This window comes from Geobacillus sp. 46C-IIa, from assembly GCF_014679505.1.
Taxonomy (GTDB): domain Bacteria; phylum Bacillota; class Bacilli; order Bacillales; family Anoxybacillaceae; genus Geobacillus.
Window position 1 is genome coordinate 1,910,868 of sequence record NZ_CP061474.1, and the last position, 26,514, is coordinate 1,937,381.

The window sequence follows — 26,514 nt, forward strand, 5'->3', positions numbered from 1 at the left end:
ACTTTATCAATTTCTTTGGATAACACCTAACAAGCCTAAATTTTGATCAAAAATATCTAACTCGAAACCCCCAAATACTTATGCTGGACGTCTTCATTGACCATCAATTCATCCGGCGAACCACTCCATACAATTTTTCCTTTGTTCATGACTAAAATTTCATCCGCTGCCTTGCAGGCAAGAGCGATGTTTTGTTCCACAATTAAAATCGACAACCCTGCCTCTTTCAGTTGAACGATAATCTCCCCAACCTGGTCAATAATGACCGGAGCCAGCCCTTCAGACGGTTCATCCATTAACAAAAGCTCCGGATTGGTCATAAGCGCCCGCCCAATCGCCAGCATTTGCTGCTGGCCGCCTGATAACTGCGTGCCTAAGTTGTTTTCCCGTTCCTTCAAGACGGGAAACAATTCATAAATTTTCTCCAGCTCCCAATGGCTGCCCCCATTATTCTCCTTTCTTTTTCGTGCCGGCATCGTTAAGTTTTCTTTTACCGTCAGAGACGGAAAAATTCTTCTCCCCTGCGGCACGAAACCGATGCCGAGGCGGGAAATTTGGTGGGGAGGAAGCGATTCGATCGGTTGATTTTTAAATCGAATTCTTCCTCGTTTCACTTTATGCAACCCGACAATTGTATGAATGGTAGTCGTTTTTCCCGCTCCGTTCCTCCCAAGCAAAGCGACGCATTTTCCTTTCGGAACAGAAAAACTGACTCCCTGAAGAATGTAACTCGTTCCATAATACGAGTGGACATCTTGGAGTTCAAGCATATTGTTTCGCTCCTCCTCCAAAGTAAATTTCTTTGACCATCTCGTTATTTCTGATTTCATCTGGTGAACCGCTTAAAACAACTTCTCCATGGTGCAGAACTGTGATGCGGTCCGCAATGGCAAAGACAACATCCATATCGTGTTCAATAATCACCATCGCTATAGAGCGAGGCAGATTTTGAATCATTGCCGCTGTCTGCGCCGTTTCCGCCGGCGACATTCCGGATGTCGGTTCGTCGAGCAAAAGAACCTTCGGATTGCTGGCCATGGCCAACAACACTTCAAGCAATCGCTGCTCCCCATAGGAAAGATGTTTCACCTTTACATGACGACGATCGAAAATTTCCCACTGTTCCAAAATATCATTGGTTTCCTTGCGTATATCAGACCGGACGGTGAGTGGTAAAAAACCATCGTACCGATACGCTTTTTTCGCTACAAGCGCCAAATGAATATTTTCTTCCACTGTCAAGTCGCCAAATAAGTTGTTTTTTTGGAACGTCCGTGACATGCCTAAATGGACAAGATGATGGGCAGGAAGTTTGCTGATCTCTTTTCCGTCTAAATACACAGAACCGGCGTCAATAGGCAGAATGTTCGTTATGCAATGGAAAAGCGTCGTTTTCCCTGCGCCATTCGGGCCGATGATGACATGGCGCTCCCCATGGTTCACCTCAAAAGAAACGTTGCGCAATACTTGCAACGTTTTAAACGACTTACTAATGTTTTCTACTCTAAGCAAACTCAATGGACAGCCTCCCCCTTTTTTACCGTCTGTTGCGAAACTGCCTCACCAGTCCGTTTGCGTGAAACTAAAAGACGCTTTCCGTGCTGCAGCCAATGAATAAGCCCTCCTTTTCCAGCAAGAACAAGAGCGACAAGCAATACTCCCATGATCATCGGCCATCGTTCGGTATACGTGCTCATAAAATTTTGCAAGTAAATAAAGACACTGGCGCCAAGTGCTGGTCCAAGCAGCGTACCCACTCCGCCGATAATCACCATCACCATCACTTGCCCAGAAAACATCCAACTGGACAAATCCGGCGAAACAAATACATTAAAATAGGCATAAAGTGCACCGGCCAGCCCTGCCAATGATCCAGACAATGTATAAACGAGCAGTTTATAGACTCGAACGTTATGACCTAGAGCGCTCATCCGCGCCTCATTTTCCATCACACCTTTCGTAATCTTTCCCGCCGGTGATTCAACAAGCAGGTGCAAAAAAAAGTAAGAAATGACAAAAGCGAGCCCCATGACATAATAGAGACCATTCGGAGATACAATTTCCCCAAACCCAAAATTCATGACAGCGGAAACGGACATTCCGTCTGCCCCGCCTGTCCAAGTCTTTAATTGCCAAAACAAAACATACAACAATTGTCCAAAAGCGAGAGTAATCATTAAAAAGTAAAACTTGGACGTACGGATAAACACAGCGCCCGTAACTAAAGCAATAAGCCCAGACATGACCACAGCCAGCAGAAGCAACAAATATGTATTTGCTACATGCTGACCGATCACGGCCACTGTATAAGCACCGATGCCAAAAAAACCGGCGTGCCCAAGCGACACCATTCCCGCATAGCCCATGATCAACCCAAGACTCATCGCAAAAATGGCCATAATATAAATCTCCGTTGCCAAGTTGACCGCGAAATCTGACAAAACAAGCGGCATAGCGAAAACAAGAGCGGTCAACAAAACAGCACCAAACAACAACTTTTTCACTCTATGCCACCTCTCTTCCAAACAACCCTTGCGGTCGGACGATAAGGACCATCATCATGATGAGAAACACCATCAACATGGATAAAGAGGGGAACCATACTTTTCCGAGCGTTTCAATCACTCCGACTGCAATCGCGCCAATAAACGATCCCTTCCATGAACCCAATCCGCCAATGACGACGACAATAAGGGACGTGACGAGAATTTCATTGTCCATTCCTGTATACATGCCGATCAATGGCCCGCCCAATACACCGCTTAATCCTGCCAGCGCCGCTCCAAAGGCAAACACTCCGGTAAACACAAGTCCAACATTGACGCCAAGGGCGCTAACCATGGCGCGGTCGTCCACACCCGCGCGGATAATCGCTCCAATACGTGTTTTCGTTTCCAAGTACCATAGCAACCAAGCCAATAGACACCCAACCAAAACAACAAACAGCCGATACAACGGAAACTCCGTGCTTCCAATGGATAATGAACCGCTCAACAAATCCGGTGTTGGAAGTGTATGCATTTCCGTGCCCCATATCCATTCAACAGCATCGGCAATGATAAAACTTAACCCAAAGGTCAGCAACACCTGTTCAAGCTCTTTGCCATATACAGGCTTAATCAGCCATTTTTCCAGCGCTAATCCTAATACGGCTGTCAGAAAAACAGCTAGAAGCAAGGCAATCCAAAAGTTCAGTTCATCATTGATAAAAGTAAACGCAATATAAGCGCCAAGCATAAACAGCGTTCCATGGGCAAGATTCACGACATTCATGACCCCAAGGATAATCGTCAAACCAGCGGCAATCATGAAATAGAGCATCCCATAGGCCACTCCTGTCAGCAACTGCGCTAGAATGGCGGACACCTCTCATCCCACCTTTTTTCTAAATTTTTTAGTTCGATTTCCGTTTTTTGGAAAGGAGGAGACGACCATCTCCTCCTTGTTGATAAATTAAAATGGCGAAGCCTCGGGCATCTTGACATTCTCTACCGTCTCCATGATTTGAGGAACGATTACACCGTCTTTTAAAACATTTTTTGAAATATAGAAATTTTGAATTGGGTTATGTGTTGCCGGATCGATCGTAATTTTGCCACGCGGACTGTCGAGAGAAATGCCTTTCAAGATTTTAATCAAATCCTGAGAGTTTAAACTTCCAGCTTTATTTATCGCTTGATCAATCGCCGCGGCTGAGTCATATCCCTCGACGGCAAAAATATTTGGCAATTTTCCATATTTCTCTTTATAAGCTTCAACAAATTGTTTATTTTGCTCATTGTCCAAGTACGGTGAATAGTTGATCCCCGCAATGATGCCTTCAGCCGCTTGCCCAGTGGGCTGAGTCAAAAGCTCATCCCCAAACTCCAGAGGACCTGTCAACGGAATCTTCCCTTTCAAACCAAATTCTTTATACTGAGTAATAAACCGAACGCCGTCGCTTCCAGTAAAGAACGCGTAAATGAAATCCGGTTTTTCCGCTGACGCCTGCTGAAGATACGGTGCGAAATCGTTCGTGTTCAACTTCGGATAAATTTCTTTCAAGACTTTTCCACCGGCCGCTTCAAAAGCAGCCTTGAACGCCCGAAGCACTTCCTTCCCAGCTGGATAGTCCGGAGCAAGGATAACGGCTTTTTTGCCGACTTGTTCTGCTAAATATTTCGCGGTGCTGCTGCCGTTTTGCCAGTTCGAGAACGAGACGCGGTAGACGTAATCGCTCTTTTTGCTCCACGAGAGGTCATCACCAGCAGCGTTGGCATCGATTAGCACTTTTTTATCCTTTTCGACTTCATCACGCAATGCATACGCAACCGCTGAAGAAATCGGTCCTACAAGGATATCAGCTTTTTCCCCATGAACTAATTGCCGATATTTACGCAAAGCCACCTGTGGGTTCGCTTCATCATCTTCCACCTTCATTTCAACCTTCTTCCCACCGAGCATCCCGTTATGCTGCTCCAAATACAATTGGAAGCCGTTGACGATTCCTTCGGACAGAGGTGCAAACGTACCGGTTTGCGAAAGAATAAAACCGATTTTGACCGATCCCCCTGAATCTCCTCCATTACTCTTATCCGAACCGGATCCGCTCGATGTGTTGCTTTGCGCGCATCCCGCTGTCATGAGCAAGGCGGCCATCGCCATCATCCCCGTTGCTCGTTTCCAAAATCCTTTCGTTTTCTTCATTCTTCTCGCCCCCTTTGTTATTAAAGCGTTTTCATTTTTTGTAAAATGAGCAGATCGCCAATCAAGAAAATTGAAATCCCTCCCAGTACATGCCACAGGATATATTATAAATATTTAAAAGATTACAACTATTATATTAATGCAAAAGTTGTTGCACATGAAAGCGCTGTACTCCTCTATATGAAACAAAACCAAAAGCAATGTTTTTTACCGAGTTTGTTTTTTTCAGTGGGAAACCAATGAAACCATTTTCACGAGTGCTGTGCAGTCTGTTGCGGGACGTACAACGTCTTGTACTGAGCAGGAGCAGGTTCAAACGTCATTACTACATTCCCACTGCCGGATGATTGGCCATAGCCATAATAACGGCTTTGATAGTTTTCTTGAATGACACCGAGCAAGGCGGCCAAGTGGCGCCCTCCGGATTCGACACCCGCTGCGCGCGCGTATTGTGGAAGCATGTTCCAGGCGGCTCGCACATTATTGTTTTGTAAGTATTGCAAAAATTCCCGATCCAGAGCCTGCTCGGCCAATGTCGGCAACGCCTCGGGCCGTCGGACAAGATTATGCGCCAGCGCACCGCTACATACAAACATCGTCTTTTTCTTGCTTTCACGCAACACTTTGCCGATCACTTGCCCCCACGTGTACGTTTCCTCCAAGTTGGCCGCCCACGTCACCGACAGACTAATGACGGCGATGTCCTCATTCGGCGCTAAATAGCGAAGTGGAACGACCGTCCCGTAATCCCAAATGTAGGTTGGGTCATTGACTTCAACGACCCGAAGCCCGGCTTCTTTCCCCGCCTTCACTAGCTGTTTGCCAAGCTCTTCATCCCCTGGATAATCGTAAGGGACATCGGCAATCAAGTCCGGACATTCTACAGCGGTCAATACCCCCCTATGTCTCGGGGTGATATCGACAAAATGGTCGAAGCTTGACATCCAATGGCACGAAATCAAAACAAGGGTATCCGGTTTGACTTGCTCGATGATTTTCGCCACTTCGTGCATCCCTTTGACGAGTTCATGTTGAAACTCAGGAGTTCGATCCTCAAAACACATTCTCGGCGTATGCGGCACAAGCATGGCTAATTCCAAACTCATCGTGATTTTTCCCCCTCTTCATTTTCGTTGTTTATCTGACATTGAGATGCCGGCGACACCCCAATGAGATTTCGGCACTTCTGACACGATCACCCGCACGTTTTCCTTTGGCGAGCCTAAAACAGCGCTGATTGTACCGGTTACTTCGCGAATCACTTCTTTAATCTTTTCTTCCGGCCTTCCTTCGAGCAGATGAATATGAACAATCGGCATGCGGCTCATCCTTTCATCAATCTGTCGATCGGAACGAAACCGTTCCTAATTGGTCAAACTGGGCAAACACAACATCCCCTGCCACAAAACGGACAGCTTCCGTCATCGCTCCGGCTAAAATGATTTCCCCCGCTTTCAATCCTTTTCCTTTTCTGGACAACATGTTGGCCAGCATTGCAATCGCGTTGGCCGGATGCCCCAACACCGCCGCGCCAGCGCCGAACGCCTTCCCTTCACCGTTGATTGATAAACTCACTCCAAGCAAGTCGAGTTCAAGGGAGACGGGAGGAACGAGGCGGCTTCCGAATACGACTCTAGATGAGGAAGCGTTGTCGGCAATCACATCCGGCAAGGCAAACTCGAAGTTAGCATAGCGGCTATCGATAATTTCCAGCGCTGGGATGATATACTCCGTTGCCGCTAAAATGTCCGTCACGTCAATATTCGGCCCTTGGACATCCTCTTTTAAAATGAAGGCGATTTCCGCTTCCACCTTCGGATGGATCAGTTCGTTCATGGCCACCGTCCCTCCGTTAGGGACGACCATATAATCGAACACATACCCGTAGATCGGCTCGTTCACCCCCATTTGCGCCATTTTCGCAGCGCTCGTCAATCCCATTTTCGGGCCAATGATCCGATAGCCGTCTTCCTGTTTCATCGCCACGAGTTGTTCTTGTATAGCGTACGCTTCCTCGACCGTCATATTTGGATATTGGACTGTGAGGCGAACAATTTCTCTCTTCTCATGCTCAGCGTTCAGAAGCTCCATAGCGAGTTTTTCATAGTCAAGAGAAGTCACCGTACTCCCCCCTCTCCTACAGCAGCTTTTGGACGCGCCATTTCCGCAGCGACATCGACGATCATATCTTCTTGGCCGCCGACAACCTTTCGCCGGCCGAGTTCAATTAAAATATCGCGAGCATCGAGGCCAAACATTTGGGCGGCGCGCTGCGCGTGAAGAAGGAAGCTTGAATAGACGCCGGCATATCCGAGTGTCAAACTGTCACGCGTAATCTCCTGAGCTTTTGGCAAGATCGGCGCCACAAGCTGCTCGGCTAAATCCATCATTTTATACAAATCAATGCCGGTCGGAATGCCCATCCGATCCAACACCGCGACAAGCACTTCCGTCTGCGTGTTGCCAGCGCCAGCCCCCAGGCAGCGAACACTGCCGTCAACGCGCGTCGCTCCTTCCTCAATCGCGGCCAATGTATTGGCCATCGCCAATGATAAATTGTTATGAGCGTGAAAACCGACTTCAATTTCAAGGCTTTCCCTTAATGCACGAACGCGCTCTTTCACTTCATGCGGCAAGAGAGCACCGGCTGAATCGACGACATAGACGACGTCCGCCCCGTAGCTTTCCATAAGCTGCGCTTGATGAACAAGCACCTCGACAGGCGCCATATGCGCCATCATTAAAAACCCGACCGTTTCCATACCAAGCTCTTTTGCCGCGGCAATATGCTGGGCCGAAATATCCGCTTCCGTCACATGGGTCGCGATGCGTGCCATTTTCGCTCCTAAGCGGGCGGCCTGTTTCAATTCCTTGACCGTCCCGATGCCTGGAAGAAGAAGCACCGCAATTTTGGCCTGCCGGCAAACCGCCACAGCTGTTTCAATCAGCTCAAATTCATCGGTCCGCGACAAGCCATACTGCAGCGAAGATCCCCCCAAACCGTCTCCATGTGACACTTCAATATACGGAACGTTCGCTTCATCGAGCGCTTTGGCGATCGTGGCCACTTGTTTTGTTGTATATTGGTGGGCGATGGCATGGCTGCCGTCGCGCAATGCCACTTCTGTAATGGTAATGGCTCGCTTCATCGTTTCCCCTCCTCAGCCAACAACTTCGACAATCGATGTTTCGCCACTTCCTCCGCCACTTTCACCGCAGCGGCGGTCATAATATCCAAGTTTCCAGCGTACTTCGGCAAATAATCACCAGCTCCTTCCACTTCAACCATGACCGTCACCTTATTTCCTTCAATGATCGGACTCGTGCGCAGCCGATAGCCGGGAACGTACGAGCGGATCGTTTCTACCATTTCCTCGATCGAGTCGCAAATTTCCCGCGCCGCTGCTTTCTTCCCTTCGACAAGTGCGTATATTGTGTTTCTCATCAAAATGGGCGGTTCAGCCGGGTTGAGAATAATGATGGCTTTTCCGCGCTTCGCCCCGCCGATTTTTTCGAGCCCTCGAGCAGTCGTTTCCGTAAATTCATCAATGTTCGCTCTTGTTCCCGGCCCTGCACTTTTGCTTGAAATCGTCGCGACAATTTCAGCGTAAGCAACCGGCTGCACGCGCCCAATGGCGTGGACAATCGGAATCGTCGCCTGTCCACCGCATGTGATGAAGTTAATGTTGGTCTCTTCCAAATGTTCAGTTAAGTTGACAGGCGGCACAACAAACGGTCCAACGGCCGCCGGTGTCAAATCAAAGACGACCTTCCCGGCCCGCTTCAACAGTTTGGCATGACGGATGTGCGCTTTCGCCGACGTCGCGTCAAAGACGAAATCAGCCCATTCTGGGTGTTCTAAAAACGCCTGGATGCCGCTGTCAATGACGCGATACCCTTTCTCTCTCGCCATACGCAGCCCTTCCGACTGCGGATCGATCCCGATCACCGTCGTCAACTGCAACATATCCGAACGCTCGAGTTTCAACATCAAGTCGGTCCCGATATTTCCAGAACCAAGAATCGCTACATTGATCTTCTCCACGGTCTCTCCTCCCTTGCTTATGGCGCAAACTGGATCCGCACTTCCCCCAAATGGGCGAAGCGGGCGGAAAACCCATCGCCAGGCTCGGCGCTGACCGCTGCCGACAAGGCCCCGGACAAGATAACTTCCCCCGCCTTCAGCTCTTTTCCATATTCATAGAGCTTGTTCGCCAGCCAGGCGACGCAAAAAGCAGGGTGGTTGAGCGCCGCGGCTCCGACTCCAGTGTTGGCCAGCTTACCGTTTCGGTAGAGCGCCATGCCGATTTGCGCGGCATCAACGGCATGGACAGGCAACCGTTTTTCCCCCAAAACGTAAAGTCCCGATGAAGCGTTATCGGCGATTGTATCTTCAAGACGGATGTTCCAATCGGCAATGCGGCTGTCAACGATCTCCAGTGCCGGAACGATATAATCCGTCGCCAGCAGCACGTCAATGACAGTCACGCGCGGGCCAACTAAGTCACGTTTTAAGACAAACGCAATTTCTGCTTCCACCTTTGGCTGCAGCACCCGCTCCCACGAAACAACCCCGCCGTTTTCCACCGCCATATCATCAAGCAAATGGCCGTAATCCGGTTGGTCAACCCCAAGCAGCTGCTGCATCGCCTTAGAGGTCAATCCGATTTTCTTGCCGACAATCCGTCGACCTTCTTTTTCTTTTTGTTCGATTGTCCGAAGTTGAATTTGATAAGCGTCGTGAACCGTCAATGCAGAATCCATGGCGGTAAGAGGAGCGAGAGGCTGTCTCTCCCGCTCCGCAGCCAGCAGCTGCTGTGCATAATCGTCCCACTTCTTCACCATTATCACCTCTTTCATCCATCGCAGCTAAAGCTTAATGCAAATGTTCGTCAACTCGCTGTAAAACTCAAAGCTATGCATGCCTCCTTCACGCCCAATGCCGCTTTGTTTCATGCCTCCGAATGGCGTGCGCAAATCTCGCAAAAACCACGTATTGACCCAAACGATTCCCGCTTCAATGCGCGCCGCTACCCGATGCGCCCGACGCAAATCATTCGTCCAAATCGTTGCGCTCAACCCGTAGTGTGTGTCGTTTGCTTGGGCGATCACTTCTTCTTCTTCGTCAAACGGCATGACAGTGACAACTGGGCCAAACACTTCCTCTCGGACAATGCGGCAGTTGCGATGAACGCCAACGATGATCGTCGGTTCGAGGTAATATCCTTGATCCAACCCGTCCGGCCGCTTTCCGCCTGTTAAAATGCGCCCGCCTTCCTCCTTTGCCAGCTCGATGTAGCCCATCACTCGCTCGTAATGTTCTTCGCTGATGAGCGCGCCGACATTTGTTTTCGGATCAAACGGATCGCCAACAACGAGTTCTTTCGTTTTTGCCACAAACTTTTGCAAAAATTGTTTATAAATCGACCGTTCCACATAAATTCTCGACCCGCAGAGACACACTTCTCCTTGGTTCATAAAACTCGATTTCAACGTCGTCTCGATCGCTTCGTCCAAATCCGCATCGGCGAAAATGATGTTCGGATTTTTCCCTCCCAACTCGTAAGACAGCTTTTTCAACGATTTCGCCGCCGCTGCCATAATGACTTTTCCTGTTGTTGTCTCTCCTGTGAACGTAATGGCGTCAACATCCGGGTGCTCGGTCAACGCTGATCCCGCGGAATCCGGTCCAAACCCATGAACGACATTTACAACACCATCCGGCACCCCGGCTTCTTTGCAAATTTCCGCCAATACGGTTGCGGTGAGTGGCGTCCATTCCGCCGGCTTAATGACGGCTGTATTCCCAGCGGCCAAACACGGGGCGAGCTTCCACGTTAACAACAGTAACGGCAAATTCCATGGATTGATCAACCCGACGACCCCAACCGGTCGGCGGATCGAATAGTTGATGGCCACCTCGTCCGTCTGATACGCTTCCGTGCCGACCGAACGCAAGTAGTCGGCGAAAAAGTGAAAGTTATACGCCGCCCGCGGAATATCCAACGTGAGGGAGAGCGAATATGGCTTTCCCGTATCAAGCGACTCGAGGCGAGCCAGTTCCTCTTTGCGCTCTAAAATGAGATCACCGATACGCCGCAAAACCGCGATCCGCTCCCCAGTCGTCATCCGCTTCCATGGACCATCCAGCGCTCTTCTTGCAGCGGCCACTGCCAGGTCAATCTCTTCTTTCCCCCCTTCGCAGACGGTGCCGATCACTTCCCCCGTGGCGGGATTGATATTTGGAAACGTCTTGCCGCTTTGCGAAGGCAAAAACCGCCCGTTGATGAAATGTTGGCAGTCAAACGCTTTCACTTTCTCAAGAGCGATCACTTCGGTTTTCATTCATGATTTCCTCCTTCGTCAAGAACATAGAAATCAAAAAATTAGAAATCTCTTATACTCATCATAATAACTTATCGTCCCATATACAACATCATTGTTCTTATATATGAAACAATAAAAAATTTTTTATTTTTACTTTCAAAATATCTGAAAAATTCTATTTGTATGTTATGATATAAGAGATATTGTTCTTTCATATGAAACCATGAAAAAGGAGATAGATTCGATGGCACGCACTGCAGAAGACTATTTGCTTTCATCCGTCAAAAATGCTCTCCGCATTTTGCGTAGCTTCTCCTTGGATGAACCGGAGAAAAAAGTGACGGAATTAGCCTCTTCCCTTGGATTGTCAAAAAGCACAGTCAGCCGTCTTCTTCACACATTGGCCAGCGAAGGGTTCGTCACGAAAGATCCGGAAACGCAAAAATATCGGCTTGGCTTGACCATTTTGCAACTGAACACGGTGTTGACATCCCATCTAGAAATCAACCGGGAAGCGCAGCCAATACTAGAAAAGTTAGTCGATGACTTGGAAGAAACAGCTCACCTTGCTATGCTTGACGACCAGAGCGTGATCTACATCCATCGGGTCGAAAGCCGGCAGCCTGTTCAAGCTCTTTCACACGTCGGTCGACGAAACCCGCTTCATTGCACAAGCTCAGGCAAAGTGTTGCTTGCCCATCAAAAAGAGGAGGACATTGAGGCATACATCCAGCATGGATTGACCCAATTCACGTTGAACACGATGACGGATCCCCGCGTGTTGCGCGAGGCATTGCACGCCGTTCGACGTCAAGGCTATGCCATCAGCATCGAGGAACTCCGTGAAGGGGTCGCTTCCATCGCGGTGCCGATTCGCGACTACACCGGAAAAGTCGCCTACGCACTCAGCGTGATCGGACCAGTTCACCGCTTTCATCCATACAATCCTGGGGTCATCGCCAAAGTGAAACGCGCGGCGAATGAGATTTCGGAAAAACTCGGCTACTGGCCGCCGCCCTCGTCAACGAGGCAGCTGACATAATGATCTAGAGAGCCGGTGATTTAACAGAGAAAACGCTCCAATAAAAGACTTTCTCTAATTGAAAAACAGCGCAGAAAAAGCCTTTGGTTGCATTCACGAACCGATGATTTTCAAGAGATCGTTGTTTTTCACCAACTTTTCTAGAAAGGAGAAAAAGCAATGGAAAAATGTTTTGATGTCCATACGCATTTCATTCCACCCGAAGTGATACAGTGGCTGAAAGAAGAACAAACTCACGTCCCTGTTCATTGGGATGACAAGGAAAAGATGTTGACCATCAACCATCAGTGGGGGTTTCGCCTAAAGGAGGAATTCATCGATCTACCTGCTTATCTTGAGGCGCAGCGGCGGGCGGGCGTCTCCCATTCGCTCCTCTCTCCCATTCCGCAGTTGTTTTTATATGACGTGGAAACCGCCGTCACCGCCGAATTGGCGCGCCTTTATAACGATGCACTGCGGCGCTTGGCCTCAATCCATCCTGATCGCTTGTCGGCCTTGGCGACCGTGCCGCTCAACGCCCCAGAACAGGCGGCTTTAGAATTGCGGCGAGCGATGAAAAACGGGTTAAAAGGGGCAATCATCGGCCCATCTGTCGGGCAGAAGCTCCTCACCAACGAGTCATTTATTCCATTTTGGGAAGAAGCAGATACGCTAGGCGCCATTCTGTTCATTCATCCGCTTCTTTGCGACGACCCACGCCTGAGAGGACGACGAATGACGAATTTGATTGGCGTCCCTTGGGAAACGACCGTTTGCGCTGCTGACTTGCTGCTTGGCGGCTGGCTCGATCGCTACCCGCACGTCCGCATTTTGTTGGCCCATGGCGGCGGCTTTCTTCCCTATCAAATCGGACGGCTACAGAAAGGGTATGACGTATGGCGACCGGTGGCATCTTCACTGCAAGCCCCGCCGCTCGACTATTTGCGCCGCTTTTGGTTTGACACCGTTCTTTGGGACAGCCGAGCGCTCGAACTGTTGATCGATCTCGTCGGTCAAGAGCGAGTGTTGCCAGGATCGGATTTTCCGTTTGACTTATCGCAATGGCCGCCTGTGCAACCAAGCCTCGAATCCATCCAAGCTTTCTTAGACTTGCCATAACATCGAGTAGGAGGGGGCGGCTAACCCCCGTCCCCTCACACCACCTAGCATGCGGGTCCGCACTAGGCGGTTCGTCAACCTTGACGGAGCTTGAAATATCGTTGCGTCAAACTCTTGAGTCCTTGAGCGGTCCAGTATGTCTTGCCCAGGGCTTGGTGGAGTTGCGGCGTTTTCGTTGTTCGCCAAGCTCCTTTTCGGGTATTGGCGATCTCCATCACCGCTGTCTCCTTCAGTCCCAGCGCCCTTAACTCACGGATTCTGGTTCTGACCCGTTTCCATTGATGCCATTGACAGAGTCGAAGCCTCCTCCGAATCCATCCTTCGATGTTCTGAAGGATAGACGGGGTTTCGACGAGCCGAAAGTACCCGATCCATCCCATGACGTATTGATTGACGCGATGAATTCGTTCTGTCATCGATGTGCTCCAGTTTGGGTTGGTCAGCTGTCGAATCCGTTGTTTCAGACGTTGAATCGACCTTGGGGCGAGCCGGATTCGCGCTTTTCGTTCCGGTGTGAAGCTAAACCCCAGAAAGGCCCGTTTCCACGGGCGGTCCACCGCACTTTTCTCCTCATTTACTTTGAGTTTGAGCGTTTTCTCCAAGAACCGTTGAATGCTTTGTTTTACCCGTTGTCCTGCCCGCAGACTTTTCACATAGATGTTGCAGTCATCTGCGTAACGGCAGAATTTCAATCCTCGCTTCTCCAATTCCTTGTCTAAATCATCGAGAAGGATGTTCGCCAGCAGGGGGCTGAGGGGACCGCCTTGCGGCGTCCCTTCCTCCGTCTGCACCTTCACTCCTCCCGTCATAACGCCGGCTTGCAGGTAGGCACGGATCAGTTTCAGCACACGTTTATCCTTGACTTTTCGGGCTACCCGGCTCATCAGGATGTCATGATTGACACGGTCAAAGAACTTTTCTAGATCTATGTCAACCACGTACCGATACCCTTCCTGGATGTAGCCTTGCGCTTGCCGCACGGCATCATGGGCGTTGCGGTCCGGACGGAATCCGAAGCTGGAAGGGGAGAAGTCTGGATCGAAAATGGGTGTGAGTTCTTGAAGAATGGCTTGTTGGATCAGCCGGTCCACCACGGTGGGAATGCCTAGCTGCCGTGTGCCGCCGTTGGGTTTCGGGATTTCGACCCTGCGGACAGGCGCCGGCCGGTAGGTTCCCGCCAAGAGTTGGGCGCGGATCGTGCTCCAGTGAGCGCGGACGTAATCACGGAGTTGATCGGTTGATACTCCGTCGATTCCCGGTGCTCCTTGGTTCGCTTCGACCCGTTTGAGCGCCGTGATAAGGTTGTCTCTCGCTAAGATGCGTTCCAACAAAGCCATCGTGATCTTCTCCTTCCGCGGGATGAGATTCAGGTCTTGCCGGGTTGCGCTCAGCCCTCGACCGGAGGCCCTCCAGGCTTCACCCTTGCTTCCTCCGATGAGTTCCGAAAGGAATTCTGCTTCGACACGCAACATCTCGAAAGAGTCTGATTCATCCCTGAGTTGACGTTCGGCCCTTCCTGTTTCAGGCGTCCCTTACTCCAGTACTATGGCCTCTGCTGACTCCTGTACGTTCAGCAGAGCCTTTCGACTCTGGTTGCCATCTTCAGAAGGCATGTCGTACAGGCCTCCCCGGATAAGGATGGACACTTTCCACTCATGCACCTGCCCAATCTACCTCCACAGCCCTTGGCGGCTTAGGACTTCGTCTTGTTCCGCAGACTCGTCCGACTATGGCGGCCTCCCATTGGGTTCGTGTACCTCAGGTCAAGTGTTTGCCTCCAGCTTCCTTCAGATTCCACCTCGCGGTGGACACCCTTGCCTTCAGCTAACGGTAGGCGCTCGCCAGCCCCCGTTCGGGACTTTCACCCTATAGCGTCGCACCCATGCCGGGCGTACGGAAAACCAAAGGGGACGGATGTTCATCTCGTCCCCTTTGCTTGCGGCTATGCGCCGTCTAAAATAGATACAATTGTTCATCATCCATGCCTAACAGCCAATGCCCGTACTCAAATACACGCAACAGCGTACGAAACGGATTGGATCCCCATCCGTCAAGGTCGCTAACAGATTCCCAAGCACAGGCCATTCCCCCGATATACATGACCGAGCAGACAGCCGTTTTTACCACTGATGAGCCGTATTGATGGAAAACACGATACGCCGCATCAAAACAATTATGGAATAAATGAGCTGGAATTTCATCGACCATCCTGGTCAAATATCCTTCTCTCCCTGCAGTGGCCGCCGCTTGCTTCATGTGTTCCGGGATGGGAAACAAAGAGCGCCATAACGGGCTTTTCGCCAAGTTTATTTTCGCTAAAGAAGGAACAACCATCCCTTCCTCTAGCCAATGGATACGATATTGTTTCAAATGAAAGCTATCCATACATTCATGAATCGCTTCTTCTACCTCTTTCCGATAATGTGGAGTACCTGCATTGACAAACCAATCCATGTTTAACAATCCGGAAAGGACGGAAATCACTTGCTCAGTCCGCGGTCCATATTTCTCTTTTTCCATCTGCAACAACGTAGTCATGATTCTCCTCCTAGTTGTTTTAGAACTACGTCTGAGACTCTACCGAACGAAAAGACAACCGTTCAACCAAAACTTGTTTCACTTCGGTAGGAATCGGAACAGCTTTTGGCCTCCCATCAGCAAATGATGCCCACGCTCTCATCTCATATCCAACAGCAACCACTGTTTCACGTTCATAAAACTCGTGGACAATTTGAAATACCTTCTCTCGTAATTCCGTAATCGCTGAACAAATACGGACTTCTCCACCAAACACTAACGGGAAGCGAAACTGGCATTTGGCCTCCAAAATCGGCAATCCTATCTTCTGTTCAAATAGTATTGTTGTTGGATAGCCAAGTTCAGCAAAAAAATGATGCGTCGCTTCGTCCATCCACTTATAAAAATTCGGGTAAAAGACAATCCCCGCCGCATCTGTGTCTCCCCAACGCACCTGAAAATGATAATCCATCCCTTTCCTCCTCCTTTCAATATTTTGTCGACAGCTGCGGCGGTCCCGATTTCGGCCCGTACGGCCCTTCATCGAGCCACTTGCCAAGGCGCGGCAAAATCGGCGCCAATGAAGCGGCCACTTCCCGTTTCATATTGATCGCTGGGTCCGTTCCTTGAATGTGCTCTAACGCAATCCCCGCACAATCGCGGTTGTATCGCGCCGCGATCAGGCGCTCATTGGCAGCTGCGGCAATGGCTTCTTTTGCTTCTTCACGCGTGTTGGCCTGAAGTGCTGTCTGAATCGCCTTGGCCGCCATAATCGCATCCGGCACACCAGAGTTCATGCCGCGGGCGCCAAACGGGGCGAACAGGTGGGCGGCTTCGCCACCCAACAGCACACGGTGATGATGATCGGTAAGCGACTTAGCAACAACTTGGAAAAAACGATACGTTGACACCCAGGTAATGCGGTCGGCATATTTTGCCGGCATCACTTTTGGCAACCATTGTTTCACGCCGTCAACACTGCCGAACTGTTCGGGGGCATCACCGTCAAGCAGCTGCAAATCAATGCGCCATCCGCCGGCAAACGGCACAAAGAGAACGTTGCGCCCGTCCACAGCCGGATGTTGGTAGTGAAACACCCGTTCAAGCGGCAGCGGATCCTTTTCATCTTCTTTGACATCAACGACGACAAAGTAGTCTTTCGTTCGCGGCCCTTCCATTTCGATGCCGACCGATTGGCGGACTGTCGAACGTGCCCCGTCGGCGGCGATCAAATAGTCGCACGCCCAGCGCTCGCCCGATTGGGTGATGACCCCAACACCTTCCTCATCGGTTTTGACATCGGCAACCGGTGCCTCCCAGACAAACTCGACTCCCGACTCAAGGCAGGCTTGATACAAAAATTTTTCTGCTTCGACTTGCGGCAAGCTTGTAAACGGCGGAAGCGCGTTCGGATCAGGAGCTGGATATCGCTTCATATACACTTCCTTGCCGCGGAACAACGTGCGCTTGATCGGCCATACGACGCCGTGTTCGGCAAATGTCTTGCCTAACCCGGGGAAAATATCCTCTAAATGCTGCAACGTCGCCTTATGGAAGTAGATCGCCCGGCTCCCCGGACGGAGACGATCTTTTGGTTCCGCTTCCAATATGGTCGCGGGAAGCCCAAAATGACGGAGCGCCAACGCAGCGGTTAATCCGATCGGCCCGGCTCCGACAACGAGGACAGAGCGTCTATTCGTTTTTTCTGTCATACAAATATCTCCTTTCGTCAACGTCAGTGGTTTACATCTGTTTCTTGAGCGTTTATTGCAGTAGTTAGTCTACTTTCTAAACTAGGCTTTACAGCGATGACAAGCAGTAAGCTGGCTGCCATTAAAATACCATCAAGCAACAATGCACTTCCCCAACTTCCTGAATGATCGCGCATGGCCCCCGAAATCACCGGCGCTAATAACGCTCCAATTTCGGAGAACAAATTCAGCATCCCAAACGCCGCACCTTTATGTTTTGGCGGGGCAAAATCGGCTGTAAGGGCATGGTTGACCGGTTGAAGTGCGAAAAAGAACACCCCGGAAGTAAATAGAATAAGAGACATGATTGCCGGATTGCTCCCCCCTGACATGACATAAAAGGCAAAGATGAAAATGAAGACAGTCAGCAGCCCCGTCAACACTGCCAATACATTACGTTTTCCGTTGGCCGCATCAGCAAATCGGTCAGCTAATCTTCCCCCAAGCGGAAAGCCAATTAGACCTGCAATAGCATTAAATGAAGCAATCAATGCCGCTGAAACGAGCGTGCCTCCCCCGAAATCTTGCACAATCGCCACTGACCAAAAGCCGTAAAACCATAGATGCCATAATACTGGAATGAACGAAAGATATAAAAGCAACAAGTTGCGGCTTTTTAGGATCGGCCCGACTTCTTCACTCTTTGTTTTATAAATATACGCGATATACAGCACCGCCAGCGCCGTCAAAACGAGGCCGATCATCGCTGGCGATAATTGCATAGCATTCGTGGCATAATATAAAGCCATAATAGTGACCAAGAACAAGAGAGAGGTTTGCAACAACTTGCTTACCGGTGGACCATAAGACTCCGACTGGGTCATGAAATTAACTGGTCTCATCCACTTGTACATCATCGCACCAACCGCTAACGTAACCACCCCCATAAGCAAAAACGGCGCTTTCCATGCATGCGTCCCCATCAGCGGCTGAAACAACTGAACGACGTATGGGGTGGCAATTGTTGCGATCGTTAATCCGAGCGTCAGACCGGTCAATACGACGCCCATCCCAAGCCCGACTTTTTCCGGCGGCGTCACTTGGGTGATCAAGGAGCGGTCGTTCGAATAAAAGACGCCCTCCCCAAGCCCGGTAAGCACACGTAAGGCGATAAACGCTACCAAGCCACCGACTAACCCGGTCAACAGCGTCGTCACACCGGCCCATACAATGCTGATGACGACAATGACACGATAGCCAAACTTGTCGCCGAAATATCCGCCGGGGAATTGTGTGAGCATGTACCCAGCAAAAAACAGGCTGCCAAGCAATCCCCCAAGCGCGTGGGGATTGGACGATTCCGCTAAAAATTCGACCTTGTTTTCGATCATCCACGTAACAACAGGTCCTGTTAACGTCCGATCAATGTAAGAAACAACCCAGCCTAAAAAGAGCATTAGCCATATGGTATGGTACCGCTGCCAACCTTTCTCCATAAACCATTCCTCCCTCGTTTACCGCAATACAGCCTTATTAGAGGCTAAGGCAACATGAACGGAGTATCCTCCGACTCCCTCGATTTCCATATGGATGACATCCCCATCATGAATCGGTCCAACGCCATCCGGTGTTCCTGTCGTAATGATATCGCCCGGTTCAAGCGTCATAATGTGCGAATAAATTTCCACCAACTCGGCGACAGAACAAATCATTTCCTTTGTGTTGACCTGTTGCCGAACTTCGCCATTGACTGTTAGCACCATGCTGACGTTGTTTGGATCAGCAATTTCCTCTTTCGTCACGATCCACGGCCCCATCGGGGTGAATGTATCGAACGATTTGCGCAAACACCGTTCCTCATGATGCACATCATCCGGACGCAGCGTGACATCGATCAACCCGGTGTAGCCAAATATATAGTCGTAGGCATTTTCCGCCTTGACGTTTTTCGCAGTCTTTCCGATAACAAATGCGAATTCCAGCTCATGGTCGAAACGGCGGTTCGGATCAGGCAAAACAATCGTGTCGCCAGGCCCGATGATGGAAGAAGGCGCTTTCAAGAAAAAGCCGAGCCCTCTTGCCGTATGCTCCACTTTCATTTCCTTTTGGTGGGACACGTAGTTGACGGGAGCGGCGACGATTTTCCCCGGTTTTTTCACTGGCTGGCGCAGCCGAACATCTGCTAACTCATAAGCCGGGCACTCATGCAGATGGTTTTCGATTTCTGGACGATAGGCGTCAAACTCGGCAATTAGCTGCGTCATTGGACAGAAACCGACACCTTGATAAAGGCGGCCGAACAATCGGCTCCCAACTTCATAAATGACATCACCGACAATAACTCCGAGCTGAAAATCGTTAAACAACGCTATTTTCATATGGTGCATCCACTCCTTTTCTCTACTTATTAACTTCTATCTGCACATATTGCTTGCGTAACATTCCTTTGCTCACTTTTCCCGATGCTGTCGTCGGCAATTCATCAATGATTTTCAAATATTCAGGTAGTTTATATTTTGCCATTCCTGCCTTAAGCAAATATTGCTGCATGTCTTCAAGAGAAAATGCCGTTCCTTCTTTCAAGGATACAATGGCACAGCCGCGTTCCCCAAGCCGTTCGTCCGGAATTGCGATCACTGCCGCTTGGCGAATATGCGGATGCGAAAGCAACACTTCCTCAATTTCCGCCGCATGCACTTTCAGTCCGCCACGGTTGATAATGTCCTTCTTTCGACTGACGTAATGAACGTAGCCTTCCTCATCTTTCCATCCTAAATCCCCAGTGAGGAAAAAACCGTCTTTGGTCATGAATTGCTGAGTCGCAGCTTCATTTTTATAGTACCCTTTGAACAGCGAACGACCGTGAAAACCAATCTCCCCTACTTGCCCATTTGGCAGCGGCTTTTGGTTCTCATCAAAAATGACGATTTCCCCCGTCGGGCACGGCCGGCCGACTGTATCGGAAGCAAGATGTGGCGCATCATTCGGCCGCGTAAACGATCCTGCTCCAATTTCCGTCATCCCCCATTGGGCGACGATGCTGCAACGGAAACGCTGACGGAACGATTCGACCATCCAAGGCGGGATTTTTGTCCCCCCGGTTAAGACAAGACGTAGTTTTGATGGATATGCTTTTGTTTCATCCGTTCCCTTTAATATATCAATCAAATGGGCAGGTGCGGCTACACAAAAGGTTACTCCGTACTGGCTGAAAACATCTAAAACACGCTCAACCGAAAATTGCGATAACATCACTTGAGCAGCTCCGCTATAAAGGCCCATTAAAATCATCGGTAAGGAAAACATATGGCTCATCGGCGTCAAACAAAGCATGATGTCATCACCTGTCAATCCGTATTCCCGCCCATTGTGCAAATGGGCAGGAATAAACGTCTCATACGTATGGATGACTGCTTTTGGATCAGACTCTGTTCCCGATGTAAACATCATCATCATTGGATCGTCCGGAGAAACCTCGCCGCGATCCACCGAAAGCCCGCTGCCTGTCAACATCTCCCCGAAACTATAGTGATCGGGCCGCTTTCTTTCCCCAACGATGATGATATGTTGCAACGTCTGAATCGTCTGCCGAAGCGATTCCATCATTTCCGCATGATCGAATCCTTTCCATTCGTCAATGGCAATGACCGCTTTTACATGGGCAAACGAAAACATAAACGACAGCTCTTTTTGTCGATACACTAAATTCACAGGCACCATGATGGCTCCAAGACGCGCCAAGGCTAAATGGGCCACCGCAAACTCCCAGCTGTTCGGCAACTGCACGGCCACGGCGTCGCCTTTTTGCACACCTAAATCTCTCAACCGCCCAGCCAGTCGCAAAGACCGTTCGTTTACTTCCGCAAAAGACAATGCATGCTCACCATCGATTATGGCGGGCTTCTCCCCATAACGAACCGCTGCGTGTTCAACAATGTCCTGCACCATATTCGGCATTTGGCCCTTCAACCGTACAACCTCCTCTTTTTGATTGGTGCATGCAGACGCAAATCATCTTGATCGTTTAAAATCGCTAGGCACACCTTGAGAAAACGGTATATATGTTAGACTTGTGAGAGTGGCTCGTATACATCAATGATAGATTGATAGCCGCCGTTTTTGTCATACTCCTCTTCCCTCTCCAAATCAAGCTTCTCCATAATCGGCAGATCATTAATGGAGAATAAATGGGCGTCTCCCTCTCCTGTATTGACATGCTCATGCCAACTCCAAGGCGGTAAAATGAAGAAATCACCTTTCGCCCATTCAAATTTGACTCCGTTGATGATCGTGTATCCTTCACCGTCAAGAACGTGATACACGACGCTGTGGACATGGCGATGCGCCTTCGTGTGCATACCAGGAGTTAATTTTTGCATCGTTGTCCCAATACGCAAATCTGCTGGCCCCCCTGTCAATGGATTGATGTAATCGACCGCATAACCGTCATAGGGATCAGGATCAAGTTTGGATAAATTCTCAAGTACTTGTTTCGTCGTTTTCCATTTATAGGCGATTAACGGAGATGGGTAGCCCTTTCGCTTCCGTTCGGAAACCGGACGCAGCGCTCCCGTTGCATATTTGAACGTTGAACCGTTGTGAGGGCCGACAACCGGGAATACATCTTCGGAATACGGTTCAAAGAACGAGCCGGCAAAATTTCTCACCAATCCGACGTCGAGGCCATCCATCCAAATGACCGGTTCCGTTCCTTCGTGACCGTGATCATGCCACGTCCATGCTGGTGTCAAAATCAAATCCCCGCGCTCCATATATGTTCGTTCGCCATCGACAGCCGTATAAGCCCCTTCACCTTCAATAATGAATCGAATCGCCGATTGGCTATGGCGATGTGCGGGCGCCACTTCGCCCGGCAACAACAGTTGCACCCCAACATACAGCGTGTTGGTTGAATAACCGATTAGACCTCGTTTCAATAGTGATGGATTCTGCAAATAAACGACTCGACGCTCGCTCTCTCTCCCTAAGCGAAGCAACTCCCCAGCCTCCAACAAATGCTTGCGGATCGTCTCCCATTTCCACAAGTAAGGAACGACTTCATGATCGGGCTCGGGCGTCACCATTTTACCGAGTTTTTCCCACAATGGACCTAAATACACTTTTTCCAACTCTTCATTAAGCCGTTCAAGCGCTTTCATTTTCGTATCCGCCATCGTTCCCTCTCCTTTCGATTCATATAATGAATTGACAATTCAATTTTACACTTTAAATAATATAACAAACTTAAATACTTGTCAAATTATTTAGAATATACATAAAAAATATTCAATCTTCTCTCCCGCCTGGGCATCGACGATCGCTTTATGTTACAATGATTGACAGAGATAAAATCGCTGCAGAGGAGCACAATCATGAGAAAGGTAAATGTGGAGACGATTCGTTCAGTGGAACGGGCAGTTCAAATCTTGAACTGTTTTAGTTTTGAACGTCCTGACCTATCTATTGAAGAGATCGTTGCGAAAACTAAACTAGCGAAAGCCACTGTTTACCGCCTGTTATGGACGCTCGAAACGCAAGGACTAATCCATTACGATCAAAAGGAAAACGTATACCGCCTCGGTTATAAGATGCTCGAATACGGAGGAATCGTTCTCGAAAATCTGGACATGCGACGCGAGGCGGAACCGTTTTTGCATGACTTGCAGGCGCGAACTGGCTACACCGTTTTGTTTGCGGTGCGCCAACAAGACAGCTTGCAATATGTCATCCGCCTCGACAGCGACGACGGCTTTCAGCCCCGCTCATACATCGGGCGCCGGCGCGTTTTGCACTACGGGGCGCTTGGAACGACCATCATGGCGTACTTGCCTGATGAAGAAGCAAAGGCGATTCTCGAAAAATATCCATTGGAAGCCCATACGCCGAACACGATCGTGGACAAGCTTCAATTTCTTGAACGTTTGCACGTCATTCGTAAAGACGGATTTTTTGTAGATAAGGATGAAACATTTATCGGCTTTACGGCGGTCGCCGCGCCTGTTTTTGATCGAACTGGAATCATCGGCGCTATCGGGCTGGCCGGCGCCACGTTTAAAATGGTGGAGACACTGTCCGAGCTGATTCGCCAAACGGTCAGTACGGCCCAACATATATCGAAACGACTTGGTTATTTTCCCCATTACCCATCCCTATAGAAAGCGGCTTCTTTTCATCCGATTGATACGTCATATAAAATCAGAGGGCTGACCCAAAAGGTCGCCTGTCTTCAACACAGACACAATATATAGCGTGACACAAGTAATCGGCGCGTATATATAGCAATAAAAGAGGGTGTCCCGATCCTTTTGGGACACCCTCCGTTGTGATCATTTGCCACTTCACTGCCGTTGTAAAGGTACTGTCCTTTCTTTTTTCCGTTTACTAATCCGTCTCTTAGTTCATTACAGTCTCTCCCAAATCGCTGCTATGCCTTGGCCACCGCCAATGCATAGCGAAGAAGCACCGTATTTCTTTCTTCTTCTTCCTAACTCATAAACGAGGGTCAACGTGATGCGTGTTCCTGAAGCTGCCAACGGATGGCCAAGCGCGACCGCCCCACCATTGACGTTACCTTTGTCGTCGTCAAATCCTAGTTCTCTCTGACAAGCCAAATATTGAGCTGAAAATGCTTCATTGACTTCGATTAAGTCAAGATCATTAATTGATAAATTCGCTTTGTCGAGCGCTTGGCGGATCGCTGGCACGGGACCAATCCCCATATACTGCGGCTCAACGCCGACGACTCCCCACGAAACGAGACGGGCGAGCGGTTTCAATCCACGCTTGGCGGCATATTCCGCTGAAGCGACAACGACTGCCGCCGCCCCGTCGTTCATCCCGCTGGCATTGCCCGGCGTCACGACTCCGTTTTCAAGGAAGCGCGGTCGAAGCATCTTTAACTGCTCTAAGCTGGTCTGCCGCGGATGCTCATCGGTGTCAACGACTGTTTCCCCTTTTTTTCCTCGCACGGTGACAGGGACAATTTCTTGGTGGAAATACCCATTGGCCATCGCCGCAAGCGCCCGCTCATGGCTGCGTAGGGCATGTTGGTCAGCTTCTTCGCGCGTAATGTGATACTTTTTCGCCAAATTTTCCGCTGTCATGGCCATACTGCAACCGCCAACCGTGTCATACAACCCGTCCCACAGCCAGTCTTCCACCGTCGGACTGCCTAATGGCGTTCCCCAGCGCATACCTCGAATGACGTGTGGCACTTGGCTCATGTTTTCGGTGCCTCCTGCCAACACCACTTCCGATTCCCCGGTTAAAATGAAGCGCGCCGCCATGATAATCGCCTCGAGTCCCGTTCCGCACAACCGGTTCATCGTCACGGCAGGCACGTCGATCGGCACCCCGGCCTTCAAGCCGACGTGGCGAGCGAGCAAGTGAGCATCCCGGCTTGACTGCTGGACGTTGCCAAATACGACATGATCGATTTCTTCCGGTTCGACGTTCGCCTTTTTCATTGCCTCCCGCGCTGCGATGGCCCCTAGGTCAGTGGCGGAAACATCGCGAAACGAACCGCAAAATTTGGCAAATGGTGTACGCGCTCCTTCAAGCAGCACAATGTCTGTTCGCATATTCTTCCCTCCCGGAGTTCAACCCTCTTTTAACATCTCTTTTAATTTTCCTTTCTGAATTTTTCCGCTCGCCGTCGTCGGAAATTGATCAACGAAAACAACTTTGTTCGGGAGTTTATAGTCCGCAACCAACGGACGCAAAAACTCGACGATGTCCGCCTCCGTTATATGAGCCCCTTCTTTGGGTTGGATGACAGTGCAGACCTCCTCTCCCAACACCGGCTCAGGCAGACCGATCACCGCCGTGGCGAAAACACTCGGGTGCCGCTGCAAAATCGTTTCGATCTCTTTCGGATAAACGTTGTACCCACCGCGGATGATAAGCTCCTTTTTCCGGCCCATAAATCGAATATATCCGCATTCATCCATCATCCCAAGGTCGCCGGTATAATACCAACCGTCCTCGTCAAGCACTTCGGCTGTTTGTTCCGGCATGTTATAGTATCCTATCATGACACCAAACCCTCGGCAGGCAATTTCCCCAATTTCCCCTGGCGGGAGCGCCTCTCTTCGTTCATTCACAATCTTCACTTCATTTCCTTCCAACGGTTTGCCGACCGTTTCAAATATTCGGTCTTCTTCCGCCTCAAATGGGGTGATCGTGACAGAGCCCGTCTCTGTTGTCCCGAACGATATGCATAACACCATCCCCATTTTTTCGCGCACCGCTTTCACTGTTTCCAATGGACAAATATCAGCCCCCGTCATTCCCGCACGCAATGACGACAAATCAAATGACTCATCATTCAACACGTTTAACTCCATATGAAACATTGCCGGCACAGCATGATGAATCGTTACTTTTTCTTTTTCGATAAGCTCCAGCGCCTCTCTTGGGTTATATCTTTCCTGCAACACCATTTTTGCTTGGCTGTATATAGCAGACATCAAGTTACACGCCATGCCAAACACATGGAAAATCGGTGTACAAATAAGAAACACATCATCTTGACGGCACTTCAAGCTATCCGCAATTGCCATACCTGATTGGACGATGCCGCGATGAGTAATCATCACTCCTTTTGGCGCTCCAGTCGTTCCGGATGTGTATAAAAGGCAAAATAGGTCATGCTGCGGATCAATCGTCACCATAGGCAACGGTTGATGAGTTGCATAGGCCATAAGCTGCTCCAAAGAAAGGAAGCCTGATTTGGCAAACCGGACCGTGATGATCTGATCAACACGGGTCTGAATGAAACTCAATCCGATATGCTTTTCGATTTCCTCACATACAAACAAAATCCTCATCCCAGAATTTTTTATAATATGTTCAACTTCGTGCTGTCGATATTTCGGATTAAAAGGAACAACGATCGCTCCTATTTGAGAGATAGCAAAAAATAGTTGTACTGTCTCGAGCCAGTTCGGTAAACAAACGCCTACTCGATCTCCTTGTTTAATGCCGATTGCGATTAACGCCGATGCTAACTGTCGTACTTCTTTATACAAATCACCATAAGTAATCCGATGACGAAGGTCATAAACAGCCTCTCTAGATGGATTGTCCGCCGCCGCTCGCTTCAACAATTGCGGAACAGACAAAACGCGAACTGTTTCCACCTCTCCCCATCCT

Annotated in this window: 25 protein-coding genes; 3 read left to right on the forward strand and 22 right to left on the reverse strand. The window is 49.6% G+C overall.

Features of this window, described 5'->3' with window-relative positions; translation table 11 throughout:
- Positions 1–56: 56 nt before the first annotated feature.
- The 12 genes from IC803_RS09590 to IC803_RS09645 all read right to left on the reverse strand — a co-directional run bounded on the left by IC803_RS09590 (position 57) and on the right by IC803_RS09645 (position 11,031).
- Positions 57–770, reverse strand: coding sequence for an ABC transporter ATP-binding protein (locus tag IC803_RS09590; RefSeq protein ID WP_081210347.1), 714 nt, complete (start codon positions 768–770; stop codon positions 57–59).
- On the reverse strand, positions 763–1,518 hold the full coding sequence (locus tag IC803_RS09595; protein WP_081210345.1) for an ABC transporter ATP-binding protein: 756 nt from the start codon (positions 1,516–1,518) through the stop codon (positions 763–765). Before IC803_RS09595 ends, IC803_RS09590 begins: the two co-directional genes overlap by 8 nt.
- A complete protein-coding gene (locus IC803_RS09600) occupies positions 1,515–2,504 on the reverse strand; it encodes a branched-chain amino acid ABC transporter permease (RefSeq protein ID WP_081210343.1) in 990 nt (329 codons plus the stop codon). The genes IC803_RS09595 and IC803_RS09600 overlap by 4 nt, the downstream gene beginning before the upstream one ends.
- A gap of 1 nt (position 2,505) precedes the next feature.
- The gene (locus tag IC803_RS09605; protein ID WP_081210341.1) at positions 2,506–3,366 is read right to left on the reverse strand and encodes a branched-chain amino acid ABC transporter permease; all 861 of its coding nucleotides are present in this window, start codon (positions 3,364–3,366) and stop codon (positions 2,506–2,508) included.
- An 87-nt stretch (positions 3,367–3,453) separates the two neighbouring features.
- Positions 3,454–4,686: an ABC transporter substrate-binding protein gene (locus tag IC803_RS09610; protein WP_081210339.1), complete on the reverse strand. Its 1,233-nt coding sequence runs from the start codon at positions 4,684–4,686 to the stop codon at positions 3,454–3,456.
- 251 nt (positions 4,687–4,937) lie between these two features.
- Positions 4,938–5,792 carry a DODA-type extradiol aromatic ring-opening family dioxygenase gene (locus IC803_RS09615; RefSeq protein ID WP_081210337.1) on the reverse strand — a complete coding sequence of 285 codons (855 nt, stop codon included), beginning with the start codon at positions 5,790–5,792 and terminating at the stop codon, positions 4,938–4,940.
- An 18-nt stretch (positions 5,793–5,810) separates the two neighbouring features.
- Complete coding sequence (locus IC803_RS09620; RefSeq protein WP_020279805.1) at positions 5,811–6,005, reverse strand: 4-oxalocrotonate tautomerase; 195 nt, start codon at positions 6,003–6,005, stop codon at positions 5,811–5,813.
- 16 nt (positions 6,006–6,021) lie between these two features.
- Entirely contained in the window at positions 6,022–6,807 is a 786-nt protein-coding gene (locus tag IC803_RS09625; protein ID WP_081210335.1) for a 2-keto-4-pentenoate hydratase, read from the reverse strand.
- Positions 6,804–7,835 carry a 4-hydroxy-2-oxovalerate aldolase gene (dmpG, locus tag IC803_RS09630; protein WP_081210333.1) on the reverse strand — a complete coding sequence of 344 codons (1,032 nt, stop codon included), beginning with the start codon at positions 7,833–7,835 and terminating at the stop codon, positions 6,804–6,806. Before dmpG ends, IC803_RS09625 begins: the two co-directional genes overlap by 4 nt.
- On the reverse strand, positions 7,832–8,731 hold the full coding sequence (locus tag IC803_RS09635; RefSeq protein ID WP_081210331.1) for an acetaldehyde dehydrogenase (acetylating): 900 nt from the start codon (positions 8,729–8,731) through the stop codon (positions 7,832–7,834). The genes dmpG and IC803_RS09635 overlap by 4 nt, the downstream gene beginning before the upstream one ends.
- A gap of 17 nt (positions 8,732–8,748) precedes the next feature.
- Positions 8,749–9,528 carry a 2-keto-4-pentenoate hydratase gene (locus IC803_RS09640; RefSeq protein WP_081210365.1) on the reverse strand — a complete coding sequence of 260 codons (780 nt, stop codon included), beginning with the start codon at positions 9,526–9,528 and terminating at the stop codon, positions 8,749–8,751.
- A 27-nt stretch (positions 9,529–9,555) separates the two neighbouring features.
- Positions 9,556–11,031: an aldehyde dehydrogenase gene (locus IC803_RS09645; protein ID WP_081210329.1), complete on the reverse strand. Its 1,476-nt coding sequence runs from the start codon at positions 11,029–11,031 to the stop codon at positions 9,556–9,558.
- Between the two features lie 226 nt (positions 11,032–11,257).
- Between IC803_RS09645 and IC803_RS09650 the strand changes: the two genes are divergently transcribed.
- Entirely contained in the window at positions 11,258–12,055 is a 798-nt protein-coding gene (locus IC803_RS09650; protein WP_081210327.1) for an IclR family transcriptional regulator, read from the forward strand.
- A gap of 159 nt (positions 12,056–12,214) precedes the next feature.
- Entirely contained in the window at positions 12,215–13,153 is a 939-nt protein-coding gene (locus IC803_RS09655) for an amidohydrolase family protein (protein WP_081210325.1), read from the forward strand.
- A gap of 74 nt (positions 13,154–13,227) precedes the next feature.
- On the opposite strand, the gene ltrA is transcribed toward IC803_RS09655, so the two are convergent.
- From ltrA to IC803_RS09695, 8 genes are all read right to left on the reverse strand, one after another.
- Positions 13,228–14,490 (reverse strand): group II intron reverse transcriptase/maturase, encoded by a 1,263-nt coding sequence (gene ltrA / locus IC803_RS09660; RefSeq protein ID WP_081210323.1) that lies wholly within the window; start codon positions 14,488–14,490, stop codon positions 13,228–13,230.
- A gap of 616 nt (positions 14,491–15,106) precedes the next feature.
- Positions 15,107–15,691: a hypothetical protein gene (locus IC803_RS09665; RefSeq protein ID WP_081210321.1), complete on the reverse strand. Its 585-nt coding sequence runs from the start codon at positions 15,689–15,691 to the stop codon at positions 15,107–15,109.
- A 25-nt stretch (positions 15,692–15,716) separates the two neighbouring features.
- The gene (locus tag IC803_RS09670) at positions 15,717–16,142 is read right to left on the reverse strand and encodes an acyl-CoA thioesterase (protein ID WP_081210319.1); all 426 of its coding nucleotides are present in this window, start codon (positions 16,140–16,142) and stop codon (positions 15,717–15,719) included.
- A gap of 16 nt (positions 16,143–16,158) precedes the next feature.
- Positions 16,159–17,382: an FAD-dependent monooxygenase gene (locus tag IC803_RS09675; RefSeq protein ID WP_081210317.1), complete on the reverse strand. Its 1,224-nt coding sequence runs from the start codon at positions 17,380–17,382 to the stop codon at positions 16,159–16,161.
- Positions 17,383–17,405: 23 nt separating this feature from the next.
- Positions 17,406–18,857, reverse strand: a complete 1,452-nt coding sequence (locus tag IC803_RS09680) for an MFS transporter (RefSeq protein ID WP_081210315.1) — start codon at positions 18,855–18,857, stop codon at positions 17,406–17,408.
- Between the two features lie 18 nt (positions 18,858–18,875).
- A complete protein-coding gene (locus IC803_RS09685) occupies positions 18,876–19,739 on the reverse strand; it encodes a fumarylacetoacetate hydrolase family protein (protein WP_081210313.1) in 864 nt (287 codons plus the stop codon).
- 22 nt (positions 19,740–19,761) lie between these two features.
- On the reverse strand, positions 19,762–21,318 hold the full coding sequence (locus IC803_RS09690; RefSeq protein ID WP_081210363.1) for a class I adenylate-forming enzyme family protein: 1,557 nt from the start codon (positions 21,316–21,318) through the stop codon (positions 19,762–19,764).
- Between the two features lie 107 nt (positions 21,319–21,425).
- Positions 21,426–22,520: a cupin domain-containing protein gene (locus IC803_RS09695; protein ID WP_081210361.1), complete on the reverse strand. Its 1,095-nt coding sequence runs from the start codon at positions 22,518–22,520 to the stop codon at positions 21,426–21,428.
- 213 nt (positions 22,521–22,733) lie between these two features.
- Between IC803_RS09695 and IC803_RS09700 the strand changes: the two genes are divergently transcribed.
- Positions 22,734–23,516 (forward strand): IclR family transcriptional regulator, encoded by a 783-nt coding sequence (locus IC803_RS09700; protein WP_081210311.1) that lies wholly within the window; start codon positions 22,734–22,736, stop codon positions 23,514–23,516.
- Positions 23,517–23,762: 246 nt separating this feature from the next.
- On the opposite strand, the gene IC803_RS09705 is transcribed toward IC803_RS09700, so the two are convergent.
- Positions 23,763–24,941 (reverse strand): acetyl-CoA C-acetyltransferase, encoded by a 1,179-nt coding sequence (locus tag IC803_RS09705; protein ID WP_081210309.1) that lies wholly within the window; start codon positions 24,939–24,941, stop codon positions 23,763–23,765.
- Between the two features lie 18 nt (positions 24,942–24,959).
- Entirely contained in the window at positions 24,960–26,501 is a 1,542-nt protein-coding gene (locus tag IC803_RS09710) for a class I adenylate-forming enzyme family protein (RefSeq protein ID WP_081210307.1), read from the reverse strand.
- Positions 26,502–26,514: the final 13 nt, after the last annotated feature.

Coding starts and splice junctions, on each gene's coding strand:
- IC803_RS09590 (WP_081210347.1), bottom strand. CDS start 770: ATGCTTGAACTCCAAGATGTCCACTCGTATTATGGAACGAGTTACATT.
- IC803_RS09610 (WP_081210339.1), bottom strand. CDS start 4,686: ATGAAGAAAACGAAAGGATTTTGGAAACGAGCAACGGGGATGATGGCG.
- IC803_RS09615 (WP_081210337.1), bottom strand. CDS start 5,792: ATGAGTTTGGAATTAGCCATGCTTGTGCCGCATACGCCGAGAATGTGT.
- IC803_RS09620 (WP_020279805.1), bottom strand. CDS start 6,005: ATGCCGATTGTTCATATTCATCTGCTCGAAGGAAGGCCGGAAGAAAAG.
- dmpG (WP_081210333.1), bottom strand. CDS start 7,835: ATGAAGCGAGCCATTACCATTACAGAAGTGGCATTGCGCGACGGCAGC.
- IC803_RS09645 (WP_081210329.1), bottom strand. CDS start 11,031: ATGAAAACCGAAGTGATCGCTCTTGAGAAAGTGAAAGCGTTTGACTGC.
- IC803_RS09650 (WP_081210327.1), top strand. CDS start 11,258: ATGGCACGCACTGCAGAAGACTATTTGCTTTCATCCGTCAAAAATGCT.
- IC803_RS09655 (WP_081210325.1), top strand. CDS start 12,215: ATGGAAAAATGTTTTGATGTCCATACGCATTTCATTCCACCCGAAGTG.
- ltrA (WP_081210323.1), bottom strand. CDS start 14,490: ATGGCTTTGTTGGAACGCATCTTAGCGAGAGACAACCTTATCACGGCG.
- IC803_RS09665 (WP_081210321.1), bottom strand. CDS start 15,691: ATGACTACGTTGTTGCAGATGGAAAAAGAGAAATATGGACCGCGGACT.
- IC803_RS09670 (WP_081210319.1), bottom strand. CDS start 16,142: ATGGATTATCATTTTCAGGTGCGTTGGGGAGACACAGATGCGGCGGGG.
- IC803_RS09675 (WP_081210317.1), bottom strand. CDS start 17,382: ATGACAGAAAAAACGAATAGACGCTCTGTCCTCGTTGTCGGAGCCGGG.
- IC803_RS09680 (WP_081210315.1), bottom strand. CDS start 18,857: ATGGAGAAAGGTTGGCAGCGGTACCATACCATATGGCTAATGCTCTTT.
- IC803_RS09685 (WP_081210313.1), bottom strand. CDS start 19,739: ATGAAAATAGCGTTGTTTAACGATTTTCAGCTCGGAGTTATTGTCGGT.
- IC803_RS09690 (WP_081210363.1), bottom strand. CDS start 21,318: ATGCCGAATATGGTGCAGGACATTGTTGAACACGCAGCGGTTCGTTAT.
- IC803_RS09695 (WP_081210361.1), bottom strand. CDS start 22,520: ATGAAAGCGCTTGAACGGCTTAATGAAGAGTTGGAAAAAGTGTATTTA.
- IC803_RS09700 (WP_081210311.1), top strand. CDS start 22,734: ATGAGAAAGGTAAATGTGGAGACGATTCGTTCAGTGGAACGGGCAGTT.
- IC803_RS09705 (WP_081210309.1), bottom strand. CDS start 24,941: ATGCGAACAGACATTGTGCTGCTTGAAGGAGCGCGTACACCATTTGCC.